The sequence below is a fragment of the Caballeronia sp. SL2Y3 genome, from assembly GCF_022879575.1.
GTDB lineage: Bacteria > Pseudomonadota > Gammaproteobacteria > Burkholderiales > Burkholderiaceae > Caballeronia.
This window is the reverse complement of sequence record NZ_CP084260.1, coordinates 1,682,354-1,697,521: the sequence shown is the minus strand read 5'-3', so window position 1 is coordinate 1,697,521 and position 15,168 is coordinate 1,682,354. Positions and strand designations below refer to the sequence as shown.

Sequence of the window (15,168 nt, the reverse complement as noted above, 5' to 3'; positions counted from 1 at the left end):
CGCTCACCAGCTTCTGAAGCGCGCGGGCGGCGCATACAGACCGCCCGACCACGCGACGAGATCGTCGATGCTGCGCGCGGCGAGGAGCGAGCGTTTCGCGTCGCCGCGCCGCACGCCGAGGTCTTCCGGGAACGCGACGATGCCGCGCCGCCGCAGCTCGGCCGTCTTGTTCGCATCGGCGCGCATGCCGATGGGCGTCACGCCGGCCACGGCGGCGAGCGCCGCGCGCCGTTCGTCGATGCCTTCGGCCGCGTGCAGGTAGGCGATGCCTTCTTCCGTCACCACATGCGTGACGTCGTCGCCGTAGATCATCACGGGCGCGATCGGCATGCGGCTCTTTTCGCCGACGGCGATGGCGTCGAGCGCATCCACGATGGTCGGCTCGCCGCCTTTCTTGTACGTCTCGGCGGTCTGCACGACGAGCTTGTGTCCCCGTGCGATGGCCGGATTCGGGCCGTCGTTTTTCAGGAGCTTGAGCCACGCCTCGCTCGAATGTCGGCGTCCGCGCGGATCGTGGCCCATGTTCGGCGCGCCGCCGAAGCCCGCGAGCCGTCCGAGCGTGACGGTCGATGAATTCGCGTCAGCGTCCATCTGCAAGGTCGAGCCGATGAAGAGATCGACGCCATACTGTCCCGCAAGCTGACAGAACACGCGATTCGAGCGCAGGCTGCCGTCGCGTCCGGTGAAGAACACGTCCGGGCGCGCCGCGATGTACTTCTCCATGCCGACCTCGCTGCCAAAGCAGTGCACGCTTTCGACCCAGCCGCTTTCGATGGCGGGAATCAGCGTCGGGTGCGGATTGAGCGCCCAGTGCGTGCAGACCTTGCCCTTCAGGCCGAGCGATTCGCCGTACGTCGGCAGAAGCAGTTCGATGGCCGCCGTGTCGAAGCCGATGCCGTGGTTCAGCGACGTGACGCCGTAGCGCGCGTAGATGCCGCGAATCGTCATCATCGCCATCAGGATTTGCAGCTCACCGATATGGCGCGGATCGCGCGTGAAAAGCGGCTCGACGGCGAACGGCCGGTCCGCCTTCACGATCACGTCGACCCACGAGCCGGGAATATCGACGCGCGGCAGTTCGTCGACGATTTCGTTGACCTGCGCGATCACGATGCCATGCCGGAACGCGGCCGCTTCCACGATGGTCGGCGTGTCTTCGGTGTTCGCGCCGGTGTACAGATTGCCGTGGCGGTCCGCCTTCTCCGCGCAGACGAGCGCGACGTTCGGCGTCAGATCGATGAACATGCGCGCGTACAGTTCGATGTACGTATAAATCGCGCCGATTTCGAGCAGCCCGTCTTCCAGCAGTTGCGCGACGCGCAGGCTCTGCGGGCCGGCATAGGCGAAATCGACCTTGCGCGCGATGCCCTGTTCGAAGAGCGTCAGATGCTCGGGCCGGCTGATGCTCGAAATCAGCAGATGCACGTCGTGCACGCGCTCGGGATCGAGCCGCGCGAAGGCGCGCGACAGAAAATCCGCCTGCTTCTGGTTGTTCCCTTCGAGCGCGACGCGGTCGCCCGTGACGATCAACGCATGCAGCGCGTCCACGATGCGTTCGCTGTCGAGCACCGGACCGTCGAGCCACGGCTCGATCAGCTTCAGGCGGCGCGCTTTTTCCTGGGCGCGCGTGTTCCAGCTTCGGGATGGCGTGAGGGCATCGGCGGAAGGGGACGAATTCATCGGTCGGCCTGTCGGGAAGACGTTCGTGAGGATTGAGCGGCGGAAGCACGCGCGCGGCGCTTGTTTTTCACCTCTTTCGTTGCAGCGAGCGCCTGCGCATCGGCGAGAAAGCGGTGAATCAGCTCGCCCGTCGCGAGCAAGTGGCGTGCGACGAGCGTCTGCGCAGCTTCGATGTCGCGTGCGGCGAGCGCATCGAAGATCGCGCGGTGCTCGGCATCGGAGGAATCCTTGTGGATCGGCAAGCCGAGCTTGAGACGCAGATACCGCACGCCGCGCCGATGCATCTGGCCGATCAGCTCCATCAGATGCGGGCGATTAGCCGGCGCGTACAGGCTCGTATGGAACTGCTCGTTGCGCATGACGTAGAGCGCGGGGTCCGGCTCGTTCTCGGCGGCTTCGAGCAGCCGTTTGCATTCCGCGAGCGTGTCCGGCGTGTGGTGCGCGATGGCGATGCCGATGGCGAGACTTTCGAGCGATGCGCGAATCTCGTAGATCTCGCGCGCTTCGTCCGCCGATTGCGGGCTGACCGCGGCGCCGCGATTCGGCTCGATCTTTACCCAGCCTTCGCTTTCCAGTTGCCGGAAGGCTTCGCGCACGGGTATCGCGCTCACCGAGAACTGCCGGGCGATCGCATCCTGACGCAGCGGCTCGCCGGGCGTGAGCGAGCCTTCGACGATGGCGGCGCGCAACGCATCCGCGATGAAGCGCGAGGTGCTCTGGCGCGGCTCGAACTGCGCGTCGCGAAACGAAGCCGCTTGTGAAGAGAGATTTGTCGACATGGCTGCTAGGTGAAAGTGCGGGGTTGTCGCGTCCCGTTGTTCAAATATTATATATAAAACCGTACGCCGAACTACGGTGCTTTCCCTAGACGCCGACACTCGAACCGATAACACGCGCGTCGAAATTTCCGTCAGTTGCCGACCTGCAGAGAAAGGAGAGACACGCCATGCCAAGCACGCTAGATCGACCGATCAGCGCCATGCGCGCCACGAGGACACCGCTCAACCGTTCGCAAATCACCGGCTTCTGGGGCGCATGGGCGGGCTGGACGCTCGACGGGATGGACTCGTTCATTTACGCGCTCGTGCTCGCGCCGGCGCTGACCGAGCTGCTGCCGCGCTCCGGCTATGCCGCGACGCCCGCGAACGTCGGTCTCGCCGGATCGATTCTTTTCGCGCTGTTTCTGGTCGGATGGGGACTGTCGTTCATCTGGGGGCCGCTCGCCGACCGCTTCGGGCGCACCAAGGTGCTCGCAGCGACCATCTTCACGTTCGCCATCTTCACCGGGCTGGCCGCCACCGCGCACACGGTCTGGGCGCTCGGCATCTACCGCTTCTTCGCCGGCGTCGGCATAGGCGGGGAGTGGGCGCTCGCCGGGACCTACGTCGCGGAAGCATGGCCGGAAGACCGCCGCAAAATGGGCGCGGGCTATCTGCAAACCGGCTACTACGCGGGCTTTTTTCTCGCGGCGGCGCTGAACTACACCATCGGCGCGGCGTTCGGCTGGCGCGCGATGTTTCTCGTCGGGCTGTTTCCGGTCGTCGTGTCGATTCTCGTGCTGACGCGCGTCAAGGAAACCGACAAGTGGGAGCGCGCCGAAGCCACGGCGGCACCCGCGGTCAAGCATCAGAGTCCGCTGCGCGCCATTTTCTCGGCGCAGTATCGCAAGCGCACCATCGTCGCGGCCGTGCTGCTGACGGTGGCGATCATCGGGCTGTGGGCCGGCGCGGTGTATGAACCGTCGGCGGTCATTCAGCTTGCGACGCGCGCCGGCATGAGCAAGCCCGAAGCCGCGCGCATGGCGTCGATCGCGACGGGGCTCTTGTCCATCGGCACGATCATCGGCTGTCTCGCGCTGCCGCCGATGGCCGAGCGCATCGGCCGGCGCAAGACGCTCGCGGTGTACTTCGTCGGCATGGCGGCGTCCATCGCGCTGTCGTTCGGCTGGGCGTTCTATCTGAACAACGGGCTCGTGCCGTTCATCGCGCTTCTGTTCGTGCTCGGCTTCTTCGGCGGCAACTTCGCGCTCTTCAGCCTCTGGCTCCCCGAGCAGTTCGAGACCCGCGTGCGGGCGACGGCGTTCGCTTTCTGCACGTCGATCGGGCGTTTCTTCGGCGCGATCGTGAACTTCGGGATCGGCGCGATGGTTCTGAACATGAAGACGCTCGGCGTGCCGATCGCGCTCACGGGCATTGCGTTTTTGATCGGCCTCGCGGTCATTCCGTTCGCGCCGGAAACGAAGGGCCAGGAACTGCCCAACTGATTGGTATGACATGCGGTACTATCGCGGCGGCCCTGCGTGGGCCGCCGTTTGTTTTTGGCGCGGCAGCGCTTGGCTTTTCTGGCTGGTAACGCGAGGTTACGAACTCGAACAACTGTCTGGCAAATCGTTCGATATAGTCGATTCAACACAACAAACATCCCATCGAGGTGGGCTTCACATGAACAAGGTTTCGAAGGCTTCCGTGGCGTATGCGCTCGTGCTCGGCGGCTTGACGGTGTCGGGCGCGGCAATGGCGGGAGTGTCGGTGGGCGTGAACATCGGGGTGCCCGCGCCGGTCTACGTCGCGCCGGCGCCGGTGTATGCGCCGCCTCCGCCGCCCGTCGTGTACGCGCCGCCGCCGCCGGTCTATGCGCAGCCGGCCGTCGTGATCGGCTGGCACGGCGATCGTTACTGGGACGGGCGTCGCTATTGGGATCGCGACGACTGGTATCGGTATCACGGCCGCGGCCATGCGTATGGCCACGAGGAGCACGGCCACGGAGACCACGGGCGTCACGGCTGGCATTGAGCCGGCAACTCGCTCGACAGCTTCTCCACAGAAAAGCCACCCGTACGAACGCCGGTGGCTTTTTGTTTTGCAGCTTCCCATGTAACGAAAAGTAAGCTTTCCTCTGACTTAACGGCGAAATGCGCACGAACTTACAAAGCGGAAATATCCGGCTGAAAGCATTCCGTTATATTTCGTGGCATCCAACAACGAGTAAACGAGGACCGAAGCCATGAAAGTCAATACGACGAGGGCGTCGCTCGCAGTCGCGCTAAGCGTCGGAGCTTGGGCGGCGGGCAGCTCCGCGCAAGCGGCGGATGTGCACGTCGGCGTGAACATCGGCGTTCCGGCGCCGGTGTTTGTCGCGCCGACGCCCGTGTACGCGCCGCCGCCGCCGCCGGTGATCTACGCGCCCGGGCCGATGTATGCGCCGCCGGTCGTGATCGGCTGGCACGGCAACCGGTATTGGGACGGACGACGCTACTGGAGCCGCGCCGACTGGAATCGCTATCACGGCTACGGCCATGGATACGAGCACAGACACGGCAACGGCCACGGTAATGGCCACGGGAACGGTCACGGCCACGGTCACGGCCACCGTTGATCTCGCTCGACCGCCGCCAAACGACAAAAGGGCCGTTCCGCGAAGGAACAGCCCTTTTTAACGCGATGCCGCGAGAGCGCTTACTCGCCGATGCCCGCCATGCCGCCGACGACCGCGTGGAAACCGGCATCGACATGCACGATTTCCGCGCTCACGCCGCCCGCCAGGTCCGACAGCAGGAACGCGGCGACGTTGCCCACCTGTTCGATCGTCACGTTGCGCTTGAGCGGCGCGTTGTCTTCCACGAAATCGAGGATCTTGCCGAAGCCTTTGATGCCGCTCGCCGCCAGCGTCTTGATCGGGCCGGCCGAGATGCCGTTCACGCGCACGCCTTTCTGGCCGAGCGATGCCGCGAGATAACGCACGCTCGCTTCCAGCGACGCCTTCGCGAGACCCATCGTGTTGTAGTTGGGAATCGCGCGTTCCGCGCCGAGATAGCTGAGCGTGAGCAGCGACGCGCTGTCCGAGAGCATGGAATGCGCGGCCTTGGCCAGCGCCGGGAAGCTGTATGCGGAGATGTCGTGCGCGATGCGGAAGTTCTCGCGCGTCATGCCTTCGAGGAAGTCGCCGGCAATCGCTTCGCGCGGCGCGAAGCCGATGGAATGCACGAGGCCGTCGAGCGTATCCCAGCGTTCCTTGATCGACGAGAAGAGCGCTTCGATGTCGGCGTCGCTGCTCACATCGCACGGGTAGACCATGTCGCTGCCGAATTCGGTCGCAAATTCGGTGATGCGGTCCTTGAAGCGCTCGCCGACATACGTGAACGCCAGTTCCGCGCCCTCGCGCTTGCAGGCCTGTGCGATACCGTAAGCGATCGAGCGGTTCGACAGCAAGCCGGTCAGCAGAATTCGTTTTCCAGCGAGAAAGCCCATGAATGCTCCTTGAATGTCAATGTCACGCGAGGCTCGCAAGGCGTCTCGATTGCGGGCTTCGCGTCGGGTGCGGCGCGCATCGGTCGGGCGGGACGTAGGGGCATCAGAGGAGACGCCTTCCGTGCGCCAAACCGCATGGCGTTTTGATTGGGTAGAATTCTCTCACATCGCCAGAGCCGTCCGGCCGCTCGCTCGGGTCCTGCGTCTCGCGTTTCGTGAGCGCCGGGCCATTCACTCATCTCGCAAGGAGCCTATGACCGGGCTGTCGACGTCCCGCCTGCCGTTCGCATCACCGCCCGCGCGGGGCAAGCGCCTCGCGCTCATGCTCGCCGCCAGCGTCGCCTGGGTCGCCTGCTTCCCGGGCAGCCCGGCGTTCGCCGCGCACGCCTACGCGCAGTACGGCGAGCCGAAGTATCCGCCGGACTTCAAGCACTTCGATTACGTGAATCCCGACGCGCCGCGCGACGGCACGCTGGTGCTCGCCAATCCGAGCCGCCTGACGAGCTTCGACAAGTTCAATCCGTTCACGCTGAGAGGCAATGCCGCGCCGGGCCTCGGGCTCATGTTCGAAAGCCTGACGACAGGAAGCTCCGACGAAGTGGCGAGCGCCTATTGCCTGCTCGCGGACAATATCGACGTGGCGCCGGACGGATTGTCGACGACCTTCCACATCAACCCGAAAGCGCGCTTCAACAATGGCGATCCGGTCACGGCCGAGGACGTCAAGTTCTCCTTCGAGACGCTCAAGAGTCCGAAAGCCGCGCCGCAGTTTTCGGTGTACTTCGGGCAGATCACGCGGGCGGTTGTCGTCGACCGGCTGACTATCCGCTTCGAATACAAAGTGGCGACGCGCGAAATGCCGCTGCTCGCGGGCGGCATTCCGGTGTTCTCGCGCAAATGGGGCATGCGGCCCGACGGCACGCGCATCCCGTTCGATCAGCTCGCGTTCGAAAAGCCGATTGCGAGCGGCGATTACGTGATCGACTCGTTCGACAACGGCCGCACGATCACCTACAAGCGCGATCCGCACTACTGGGGCGCGTCGCTGCCGGTGCGCGTCGGCACGCACAACTTCGCGCGCATCGACTACAAGCTGTATTCGGACGCCACCGCGCGGCTCGAAGCGTTCAAGGCCGGCGAGTACGACGTGCTCGTCGAAAACGTCGCGCGAAGCTGGGTGCGGCGCGATATCGGCAAGCGGTTCGATAGCGGCGAACTCATCAAGCGCGAGTTTCCGCATCACAACGGCACCGGCATGCAGGGCTTCTTCATGAACCTGCGCCGGCCGCTTTTCAAGGACGTGCGCGTGCGGCAGGCGCTCGATCTCGCGCTCGACTTCGAGTGGCTCAACCGGCAACTGTTCTTCAACCAGTACAAGCGCACGGACAGCTTCTTCGTCAACACGGACCTGCAGGCGAAAGGCATGCCGAGCGAAGGCGAGCTCGCGATTCTCAATCCGCTGCGCAACAAGCTCGATCCCGCGGTCTTCGGCGAGATGCCGAAGCAGCCCGACACCGATCCGCCCGGCTCGCTGCGCGCGAATCTCATCAAGGCGCGCGAGTTGCTGGCGCAAGCCGGCTGGACGTATCGCGACGGCGCGCTGCGCAATGAGAAGGGCCAGCCGTTCGTGTTCGAGATACTCGACGACACGGGCGGCGGCGCGTCGATGGAGCCGGTCGCGGCCGCGTTCGGACGCAACCTGCAGAAGCTCGGCATCACGATGAACTTCCGCACGGTCGATTACGCGCTGATCCAGAAGCGCCTCGATGCGTTCGACTTCGACATGACGAGCGTGCGTCTGCCCGACGTGCAGGTGCCGGGCACCGAGCAGGTGTCGCGCTTCGGCAGCAAATACGCGGACGAGCAGGGCTCGGACAACCTCGCGGGCGTGAAGTCGCCGGCCATCGACGCGATTTTGCGCAAGGTCGTGTCCGCGCAGACGCGCGATCAGCTCGTGGATGCCACGCACGCGCTCGACCGTGTGCTGATGAACGGCTATTACGTGATTCCGCACTGGTATTCGGCGACGCATCGGGTGGCGTACCGCAATACGCTCGGCTATCCGTCGACGCTGCCGCTTTATTACGTCGCGGATGAGTGGGTGCTCTCGACGTGGTGGCAGAAGCCCGCGGCGGTATCTAAATAAGGACGACGCGATGTGGAGCTACATCCTTAAACGCATTCTGTTGATGATCCCGACGCTCGTCGGCGTGCTCACGCTGACCTTCGTCGTGATCCAGTTCGTGCCGGGCGGTCCGGTGGAGCAGGCCGTTCACGATCTGCGGCGCGGCAACGCGGAAGGCGGCGCGGCGTTCGGCATGCGCTCGCACACCGGCGTCGATGCACAGCAGATCGCGCAACTCAAGGCGCTTTACGGCTTCGACAAGCCACCGCTGCAGCGTTATTTCCTGATGCTCGGCAAGTTCGCGCGCTTCGATCTCGGCGAGAGCTACTTCCGGCATCAGAGCGTGTGGTCGCTCATCGTGTCGAAGCTGCCGGTGTCCATCAGCATCGGCTTGTGGACGTTCTTCATCACGTATCTGATATCGGTGCCGCTCGGCATCGCGAAGGCCGTGAAGAACGGCTCGAAGTTCGATGTCGCGACGAGTCTCATCGTCCTGATCGGCTTTGCGATTCCCGGCTTTGTGCTGGGCGTGCTGCTGCTCGTGCTGTTCGGCGGCGGAACGTTCTGGCAACTGTTCCCGCTGCGCAATCTGACTTCGGACAACTGGGCGACGCTCTCGCTCGGCGGGAAAATCCTCGATTATCTGTGGCACATCACGTTGCCCGTGGTGGCGTCGGTGGTCGGGAGCTTCGCCGTGATCACCATGCTGACGAAGAACGCGTTCCTCGACGAAATCCGCAAGCAATACGTGCTCACCGCGCGCGCGAAGGGCCTGGGCGAGCGGCGCGTGCTCTGGAAGCACGTGTTCCGCAATGCGCTTTTGCCGCTGATCGTCGGCTTTCCGGCGGCGTTCATCGGCGCGTTCTTCACGGGCAGCCTGCTGATCGAGACGCTCTTTTCGCTCGACGGCCTCGGGCTGCTTTCTTACGAATCGGTCGTGCGGCGCGATTATCCCGTCGTGCTCGGCACGCTGTATCTCTTCACGCTGATCGGCCTCGCGACGAAGCTCATCTCGGACCTTTGCTACGTATGGGTCGATCCGCGCATTCAATTCGAGCAACTGGAGCGTTGACTTGAACCGAGCCGCATCGTCGCGCCGCGCCGCGACCGCAACAGACGGCCAGCCGCTGCGCCCCGAAGTCTCGACGACGCCCGGGCGGCGCGTGTGGCAGCGTTTCCGACGCAACCGGCTGGGGTACTGGAGCCTCGTCGTGTTCGTCGCGGCGTTCGTCATCAGCCTCGCGGGGCCGCTGTGGTCGAACGACAAGCCGCTCGTCGTGCGCTATCAGGGGCAGTTCTACTTTCCGCTCGTCAAGACTTACGCCGAGACGACCTTCGGCGGCGACTTCCCGACGCCCGCCGATTATCTCGATCCGTTCGTGCGCGACCGCTTCAACGCGCCGGGCAACTTCGCGGTCTATCCGCCGAATCACTATTACTACGACACGCTCAATTACTTCTCGAAGGGCTCGAACCCGGCGCCGCCGTCGCGCGAAAACTGGCTCGGCACCGACGATCGCGGCCGCGACGTGTTCGCGCGGCTCGTCTACGGCTTTCGCGTGTCGGTGCTGTTCGCGCTCGTGCTGACGGCCATCGGCACCGTGCTCGGCGTCGTCGCGGGCGCGGTGCAGGGTTACTTCGGCGGACGCATCGACATTACCGGGCAGCGGCTGATCGAAATCTGGAGCGCGCTGCCGGAGCTTTATCTGCTCATCATCTTCGCGTCGATCTTCGAGCCGAGTCTGATCCTGCTCATCGTGCTGCTGTCGCTTTTCGGCTGGATCGGCCTGTCGGATTACGTGCGCGCGGAGTTTTTGCGCAACCGCACGCAGGACTATGTGCGCGCCGCCCGCGCGATGGGCTTGTCCAACTGGCAGATCATCTGGCGGCATGTGCTGCCCAATAGCCTGACGCCCGTCATCACATTCCTGCCGTTTCGAATGAGTGGGGCGATTCTCGCGCTCACGAGCCTCGATTTTCTCGGGCTGGGTGTGCCGTCGCCGACGCCGTCGCTCGGTGAACTGCTCGCGCAGGGCAAGGCCAATCTCGACGCGTGGTGGATTTCGGTCTCGACCTTCGGCGTGCTGGTGGCGACATTGCTTCTGCTCACCTTCATGGGCGATGCGCTGCGCAATGCGCTCGACACGCGCATCGCGGATGCGGTCAAGGCCGGAGGCGGTCAATGAGCGCGCCGCTCTTGTCGATCGACAATCTGCGCGTGCGCTTCGGCGACACGCTCGCCGTCGATGGCGTGACACTCGACGTTCGCGCGGGCGAACGCGTCGCGCTCGTCGGCGAATCGGGCTCGGGCAAGAGCGTGACCGCGCTGTCGGTGCTGCGTCTTTTGCGCGATGCCGAAGTGACGGGCGCCATCCGCTTCGCCGGTGAAGACCTGCTCGCGAAAAGCGAGCGCGAGATGCGCGGCCTGCGCGGCTCGGACATCGCGATGATCTTTCAGGAGCCGATGACCGCGCTCAATCCGCTGTACACCGTCGGCGATCAGATCGGCGAGACGATCCAGCTTCACGACGGCGCGACTCCGCGACAGGCCCGCGAGCGCGCCATCGCGCTCTTGGCGCGCACGGGCATTACGGAACCGGAGCGGCGCGTCGACAGTTATCCGCATCAGCTTTCAGGCGGCCAGCGCCAGCGCGTGATGATCGCGATGGCGCTCGCGTGCCGCCCGCGTCTCTTGCTCGCCGACGAGCCGACGACCGCGCTCGACGTGACCATTCGCGCGCAGATCGTCGAACTGCTGCTGGAGCTTCAGCGCGACGAGGCCGAGAAGCGCGGCATGGCGGTGCTGCTCATCACGCACGATCTGAATCTGGTGCGGCGTTTCGCAGAGCGCGTGGCCGTGATGGAAAAGGGCGTGCTGGTCGAAAGCGGCGCGGTCGACACGATCTTCGAGTCGCCGCAGCACCCGTACACGCAGCGCCTGTTGAACAGCCGGCCCGAGCGGCGCGTGCTGCCGGTCCTGCCGATCGCGCCCGTGCTGCTCGATGCGAAAGACGTGCGCGTGGAATATCCGACGCGGCTGCCGGGCTTTCAGGGGTGGTTCCGGCGCGGCCGCTTCAAGGCCGTCGACGACGTGACGCTCTCCGTGCGGCAGGGAGAAACGCTCGGCATCGTCGGAGAATCCGGCTCCGGGAAGTCGACGCTCGCGATGGCGCTGCTCGGCTTGCAGCGCATCTCGCACGGAAGCGTGCAGTTTCAGGGCAGGGCGCTCGGCGATTTTCACGGGCGCGAAAAGACCGTGTTGCGCTCGAATCTGCAAGTGGTGTTTCAGGACCCGTTCAGTTCGCTATCGCCGCGCCAGACGGTGGAGCGCATCGTCGGCGAAGGGCTGGCGCTGCATCGCCCGGAACTGGATGCGGCCGCGCGCCGCGCGAAGGTGATTGCCGTGCTGCGCGAAGTCGGGCTGGATCGCACGGCGCTCACGCGCTACGCGCACGAGTTCTCGGGCGGGCAGCGGCAGCGCATCGCGATTGCGCGCGCGCTCGTGCTGGAACCGAGCATTCTCATTCTCGACGAACCGACGAGCGCGCTCGATGTCTCAATCCAGACTCAAGTTCTGGCGCTGCTTGCCGACATTCAGAAGAAGCACAATCTGGGATATGTGTTTATCAGCCACGACTTGCAGGTGATCGGCGCGATGGCGCATCGCGTCGCGGTCATGCGAGATGGAAATGTCGTCGAGGCTGGTGAAGCAGAGAAGATTTTTGCGAATCCTTCCGACGAATACACACGAAAGCTACTGGCGGCAGCCCTGAATTCCTAAAATTCTTTCTTTTTCGTCAATTGCGTGTCCGTCTCAATTGTATTTTCCTATTTCTTTTGACAGTTAAATACTTTGTGGCTAGTATGCGTTCAAACTTTCACATATCTCACTGATTTTTCAGTCTTTAATTGTAAAACCTACCGACCGATGCAACCACTCACGTTGACTCAGACATGTGCGCGCGCTGCCGCGGGCATGTTGCTCGGCCTTCTGATGACCACCACTTCCGGCGCTTTCGCCGACGAAGTCAGCAGTAACAGCCAAAATGCCGGCAACGGCATCTCCACCGCTTCCAAAGCCGCCGACACTGCGGCCGTCGCAGCCACGGCGGATACCGCCAGCGCACCGCGCGGCGCGAAGGCGTTCTTCTCCGGCGTAGCGAGCAAGGCAGGCGACGTCGTCGTCGGCGCGCTCAACATGATCGGCGTGCGCTATCGCTGGGGCGGCGACACGCCGGATTCGGGCCTCGATTGCAGCGGCTTCGTGCGCTACGTCTTTCAGGACACGCTCGGCATGACGCTGCCGCGCCGCGCCGAAGAAATGAGCCGCGTCGGCGAGAAGGTCCGCGTGTCGGATCTCAAGCCGGGCGATCTCGTGTTCTTCAACACGATGCGCCGCTCGTTCTCGCATGTCGGCATCTATATCGGCGACAACAAGTTCGTGCATTCGCCGTCCACCGGCAGCACGATCCGCGTCGACGACATGGAAAACGGCTATTGGGAAAAGCGGTTCACGGGCGCTCGCCGCATCGAGAACGCGCAGTTCAACGACGGCGCTGAATTGCGTCAGCGCGTGAGCGCGACGCTCGGCGGTTACTGACCGACCCCTTTGCTTCACACGCGCATCACAAAAGCCTGCGTTCTCGCGAATGCAGGCTTTTTGTTTTGTCGCGTCGTCGCGAAGTGGGCTATTGATGCGATCGCAAAGCCTCATTGCACGCGTCTTCGAAAGCCGTTATAGTTTTCGAATGAACATTTCTCTGTTCCTTCTCTCGTCTTCCTCGGCTGGTGCGTTCCTACGCGCACTATCGCTACTAGCGCGCCTACCGCGCTGATCTGTCTCGCCTCCCGTCTGCTCGTTCAAGGTTTTCGACGCCAGCGGTGGCGCGAACACCCGGATTCCCTTTGTCGTTCTATCTCGATATTTCCAACAATCGATAAATCTCCCCACAGGAGCCCAACATGGCAGCAGACAAGTTGATCATCTTCGATACGACCTTGCGTGACGGCGAGCAGTCCCCCGGCGCTTCGATGACGAAAGAGGAGAAGATCCGCATCGCGAAGCAACTGGAGCGCATGAAGGTCGACGTGATCGAGGCCGGTTTCGCCGCCAGTTCCAACGGCGACTTCGACGCGATCCAGACGATCGCCTCGCTCGTGAAGGACAGCACGGTCTGCTCGCTTGCCCGCGCCAACGACAAGGACATCCAGCGCGCCGCCGATGCGTTGAAGCCCGCGAACCGCTTCCGCATTCACACGTTCATCGCCACGTCCGCGCTGCATATGGAAAAGAAGCTGCGCATGTCGCCGGAGCAGGTGTACGAACAGGCGCGGCTCGCGGTGCGCTTCGCCCGCAAGTTCACGGACGATGTGGAGTTCTCACCGGAAGACGGCAGCCGCTCGGATATCGACTTTCTGTGCCGCGTGCTCGAAGCGGTGATCGACGAAGGCGCGCGCACGATCAATATCGCCGACACGGTGGGTTATGGCGTGCCGGAACTCTACGGCAACCTCGTGAAGACGCTGCGCGAGCGCATCCCGAATTCGGACAAGGCCATCTTCTCCGTTCACTGCCACGATGACCTCGGCATGGCGGTGGCGAATTCGCTCGCGGGCGTGCAGATCGGCGGCGCGCGTCAGGTGGAATGCACGATCAACGGCCTGGGCGAGCGCGCGGGCAATACGTCGCTCGAAGAAATCGTGATGGCGGTCAAGACGCGCAAGGATTATTTCGGGCTCGACCTGGGTATCGACACGACGCAGATCGTGCCGACTTCGAAGCTCGTCTCGCAGATCACCGGCTTCGTCGTGCAGCCGAACAAGGCGGTGGTCGGCGCGAACGCGTTCGCGCACGCGTCGGGCATCCACCAGGACGGCGTGCTGAAGGCGCGCGACACCTACGAAATCATGCGCGCCGAAGACGTGGGCTGGAGCGCGAACAAGATCGTGCTCGGCAAGCTGTCCGGCCGCAACGCGTTCAAGCAGCGTCTCGAAGAACTCGGCGTGCAGCTCGAATCGGAAGCGGAAGTGAATGCCGCGTTCGCGCGCTTCAAGGATCTGGCGGACCGCAAAGCCGAAATCTTCGACGAAGACATCATGCAGATCGTCTCCGAAGAATCGCCGGAAGCGCAGGCGAAGGAGCATTTCCGCTTCGTTTCGATGAAGCAGCATTCGGAGACCGGCGAGCAGCCGCAGGCGCGCGTGGTCTTCGCGGTGGATGGCACCGAATTGACGGGCGAAGCACGCGGCAACGGCCCGGTCGATGCCACGCTGCACGCGATCGAATCGAAGGTGGAAAGCGGCGCGGAACTCGTGCTGTACTCGGTCAACGCGATCACGACCGGCACGCAGGCGCAGGGCGAAGTGACGGTGCGGCTGTCGAAGAGCGGGCGTATCGTGAACGGCGTCGGCACGGATCCGGATATCGTCGCCGCTTCGGCGAAGGCGTATATCGCCGCGCTCAACAAGCTGCATTCGAAGGTCGAAAAGCTCAATCCGCAGCTTTGATCGGCAGCTTTGATCCGCACAGAGTCGCAATAACGCAGAAGCCCTCCTCGGAGGGCTTTTTTTCCGCGCGCCGCCTGTCAGAACAGACTGCGCCGATCGGGATCGTGCAGCGGATCGGGCGATTTCTGCATCAGGCGCAGGACGCCCTCATCGTCGAAATAGAAGCTGTACATCAAGTACCAGAAGTTCGCTTCCATATAGCGATACGTCCAGACTTCGCGCTTCATCAGCGGGTAATACGACGTTTCCACCGGCCGGCCGAAGTTCACGAGCACGTCTTTCTTGGTCCACGTGCCGATTTGCGCCTTGTAGAACTCGTTCTCGTCGAGCACCTGACGCACGCTGACGATCTTGCCCGAGGCGTCGATGTCCGCGGCGGTCGTGAATTCGCCGAGCGGCTGCGTCGGCCACATCAGGCGCTTGCCGCCGTTCGGCAGGTCGTAGACTTCGCGCGGCGGGCCGAGGCGGGCGACGATGGTCGAGGCATCCGCGCCTGCCTGATAGTTCTGCCACGGCTGCGCGCAACCCGCGAGCAGCAACGCCGTCCCGGCGCAGACGAGCGCGCCGCGCAGACGGTTGAATGAGTGCAGCATTGAAGCCTCCACGTGC

The 15,168-nt window shown here is 63.8% G+C and carries 13 protein-coding genes; 9 read left to right on the top strand and 4 right to left on the bottom strand.

The genetic code is table 11. The features are described from left to right. Positions 1–3: 3 nt before the first annotated feature. Together mdcA and LDZ26_RS07995 are read right to left on the bottom strand one after the other, a co-directional pair. Entirely contained in the window at positions 4–1,680 is a 1,677-nt protein-coding gene (gene mdcA / locus LDZ26_RS08000; RefSeq protein ID WP_244846748.1) for a malonate decarboxylase subunit alpha, read from the bottom strand. Further along, a complete protein-coding gene (locus tag LDZ26_RS07995; protein ID WP_244846746.1) occupies positions 1,677–2,459 on the bottom strand; it encodes a GntR family transcriptional regulator in 783 nt (260 codons plus the stop codon). The genes mdcA and LDZ26_RS07995 overlap by 4 nt, the downstream gene beginning before the upstream one ends. Before the next feature lie 167 nt (positions 2,460–2,626). Here LDZ26_RS07995 and LDZ26_RS07990 point away from each other — a divergent pair, with 167 nt between their 5' ends. The 3 genes from LDZ26_RS07990 (at position 2,627) to LDZ26_RS07980 (ending at position 5,055) form a co-directional block, all read left to right on the top strand. Further along, complete coding sequence (locus LDZ26_RS07990) at positions 2,627–3,943, top strand: MFS transporter (RefSeq protein ID WP_244846744.1); 1,317 nt, start codon at positions 2,627–2,629, stop codon at positions 3,941–3,943. A 178-nt stretch (positions 3,944–4,121) separates the two neighbouring features. Next, a complete protein-coding gene (locus tag LDZ26_RS07985) occupies positions 4,122–4,472 on the top strand; it encodes a hypothetical protein (RefSeq protein WP_175944137.1) in 351 nt (116 codons plus the stop codon). Between the two features lie 211 nt (positions 4,473–4,683). Further along, entirely contained in the window at positions 4,684–5,055 is a 372-nt protein-coding gene (locus tag LDZ26_RS07980) for a hypothetical protein (protein ID WP_244846742.1), read from the top strand. 80 nt (positions 5,056–5,135) lie between these two features. On the opposite strand, the gene fabI is transcribed toward LDZ26_RS07980, so the two are convergent. Continuing rightward, entirely contained in the window at positions 5,136–5,927 is a 792-nt protein-coding gene (gene fabI / locus LDZ26_RS07975) for an enoyl-ACP reductase FabI (protein WP_244846740.1), read from the bottom strand. 322 nt (positions 5,928–6,249) lie between these two features. Here fabI and LDZ26_RS07970 point away from each other — a divergent pair, with 322 nt between their 5' ends. The 6 genes from LDZ26_RS07970 (at position 6,250) to LDZ26_RS07945 (ending at position 14,559) form a co-directional block, all read left to right on the top strand. Then, on the top strand, positions 6,250–8,073 hold the full coding sequence (locus tag LDZ26_RS07970; RefSeq protein WP_244849087.1) for an extracellular solute-binding protein: 1,824 nt from the start codon (positions 6,250–6,252) through the stop codon (positions 8,071–8,073). Positions 8,074–8,083: 10 nt separating this feature from the next. Next, positions 8,084–9,124 carry a microcin C ABC transporter permease YejB gene (locus LDZ26_RS07965; RefSeq protein WP_244846738.1) on the top strand — a complete coding sequence of 347 codons (1,041 nt, stop codon included), beginning with the start codon at positions 8,084–8,086 and terminating at the stop codon, positions 9,122–9,124. Between the two features lies 1 nt (position 9,125). Beyond that, the gene (locus LDZ26_RS07960; RefSeq protein ID WP_370650536.1) at positions 9,126–10,238 is read left to right on the top strand and encodes an ABC transporter permease; all 1,113 of its coding nucleotides are present in this window, start codon (positions 9,126–9,128) and stop codon (positions 10,236–10,238) included. Continuing rightward, the gene (locus tag LDZ26_RS07955) at positions 10,235–11,833 is read left to right on the top strand and encodes an ABC transporter ATP-binding protein (protein WP_244846736.1); all 1,599 of its coding nucleotides are present in this window, start codon (positions 10,235–10,237) and stop codon (positions 11,831–11,833) included. The genes LDZ26_RS07960 and LDZ26_RS07955 overlap by 4 nt, the downstream gene beginning before the upstream one ends. A 147-nt stretch (positions 11,834–11,980) precedes the next feature. Beyond that, entirely contained in the window at positions 11,981–12,652 is a 672-nt protein-coding gene (locus tag LDZ26_RS07950) for a C40 family peptidase (protein WP_244846734.1), read from the top strand. A 362-nt stretch (positions 12,653–13,014) separates the two neighbouring features. Beyond that, positions 13,015–14,559, top strand: a complete 1,545-nt coding sequence (locus LDZ26_RS07945; protein ID WP_244846732.1) for a 2-isopropylmalate synthase — start codon at positions 13,015–13,017, stop codon at positions 14,557–14,559. A gap of 77 nt (positions 14,560–14,636) precedes the next feature. Here LDZ26_RS07945 and LDZ26_RS07940 read toward each other — a convergent pair whose 3' ends face one another. Then, positions 14,637–15,152: a hypothetical protein gene (locus LDZ26_RS07940; RefSeq protein WP_244846730.1), complete on the bottom strand. Its 516-nt coding sequence runs from the start codon at positions 15,150–15,152 to the stop codon at positions 14,637–14,639. Positions 15,153–15,168: the final 16 nt, after the last annotated feature.

Bases quoted from the DNA above. Each gene is read 5' to 3' on its own strand.
- LDZ26_RS07965 (WP_244846738.1), top strand. From the start codon at position 8,084: ATGTGGAGCTACATCCTTAAACGCATTCTGTTGATGATCCCGACGCTC.
- LDZ26_RS07950 (WP_244846734.1), top strand. From the start codon at position 11,981: ATGCAACCACTCACGTTGACTCAGACATGTGCGCGCGCTGCCGCGGGC.
- mdcA (WP_244846748.1), bottom strand. From the start codon at position 1,680: ATGAATTCGTCCCCTTCCGCCGATGCCCTCACGCCATCCCGAAGCTGG.
- LDZ26_RS07940 (WP_244846730.1), bottom strand. From the start codon at position 15,152: ATGCTGCACTCATTCAACCGTCTGCGCGGCGCGCTCGTCTGCGCCGGG.
- fabI (WP_244846740.1), bottom strand. From the start codon at position 5,927: ATGGGCTTTCTCGCTGGAAAACGAATTCTGCTGACCGGCTTGCTGTCG.
- LDZ26_RS07995 (WP_244846746.1), bottom strand. From the start codon at position 2,459: ATGTCGACAAATCTCTCTTCACAAGCGGCTTCGTTTCGCGACGCGCAG.
- LDZ26_RS07955 (WP_244846736.1), top strand. From the start codon at position 10,235: ATGAGCGCGCCGCTCTTGTCGATCGACAATCTGCGCGTGCGCTTCGGC.
- LDZ26_RS07985 (WP_175944137.1), top strand. From the start codon at position 4,122: ATGAACAAGGTTTCGAAGGCTTCCGTGGCGTATGCGCTCGTGCTCGGC.
- LDZ26_RS07945 (WP_244846732.1), top strand. From the start codon at position 13,015: ATGGCAGCAGACAAGTTGATCATCTTCGATACGACCTTGCGTGACGGC.
- LDZ26_RS07990 (WP_244846744.1), top strand. From the start codon at position 2,627: ATGCCAAGCACGCTAGATCGACCGATCAGCGCCATGCGCGCCACGAGG.
- LDZ26_RS07980 (WP_244846742.1), top strand. From the start codon at position 4,684: ATGAAAGTCAATACGACGAGGGCGTCGCTCGCAGTCGCGCTAAGCGTC.
- LDZ26_RS07970 (WP_244849087.1), top strand. From the start codon at position 6,250: ATGCTCGCCGCCAGCGTCGCCTGGGTCGCCTGCTTCCCGGGCAGCCCG.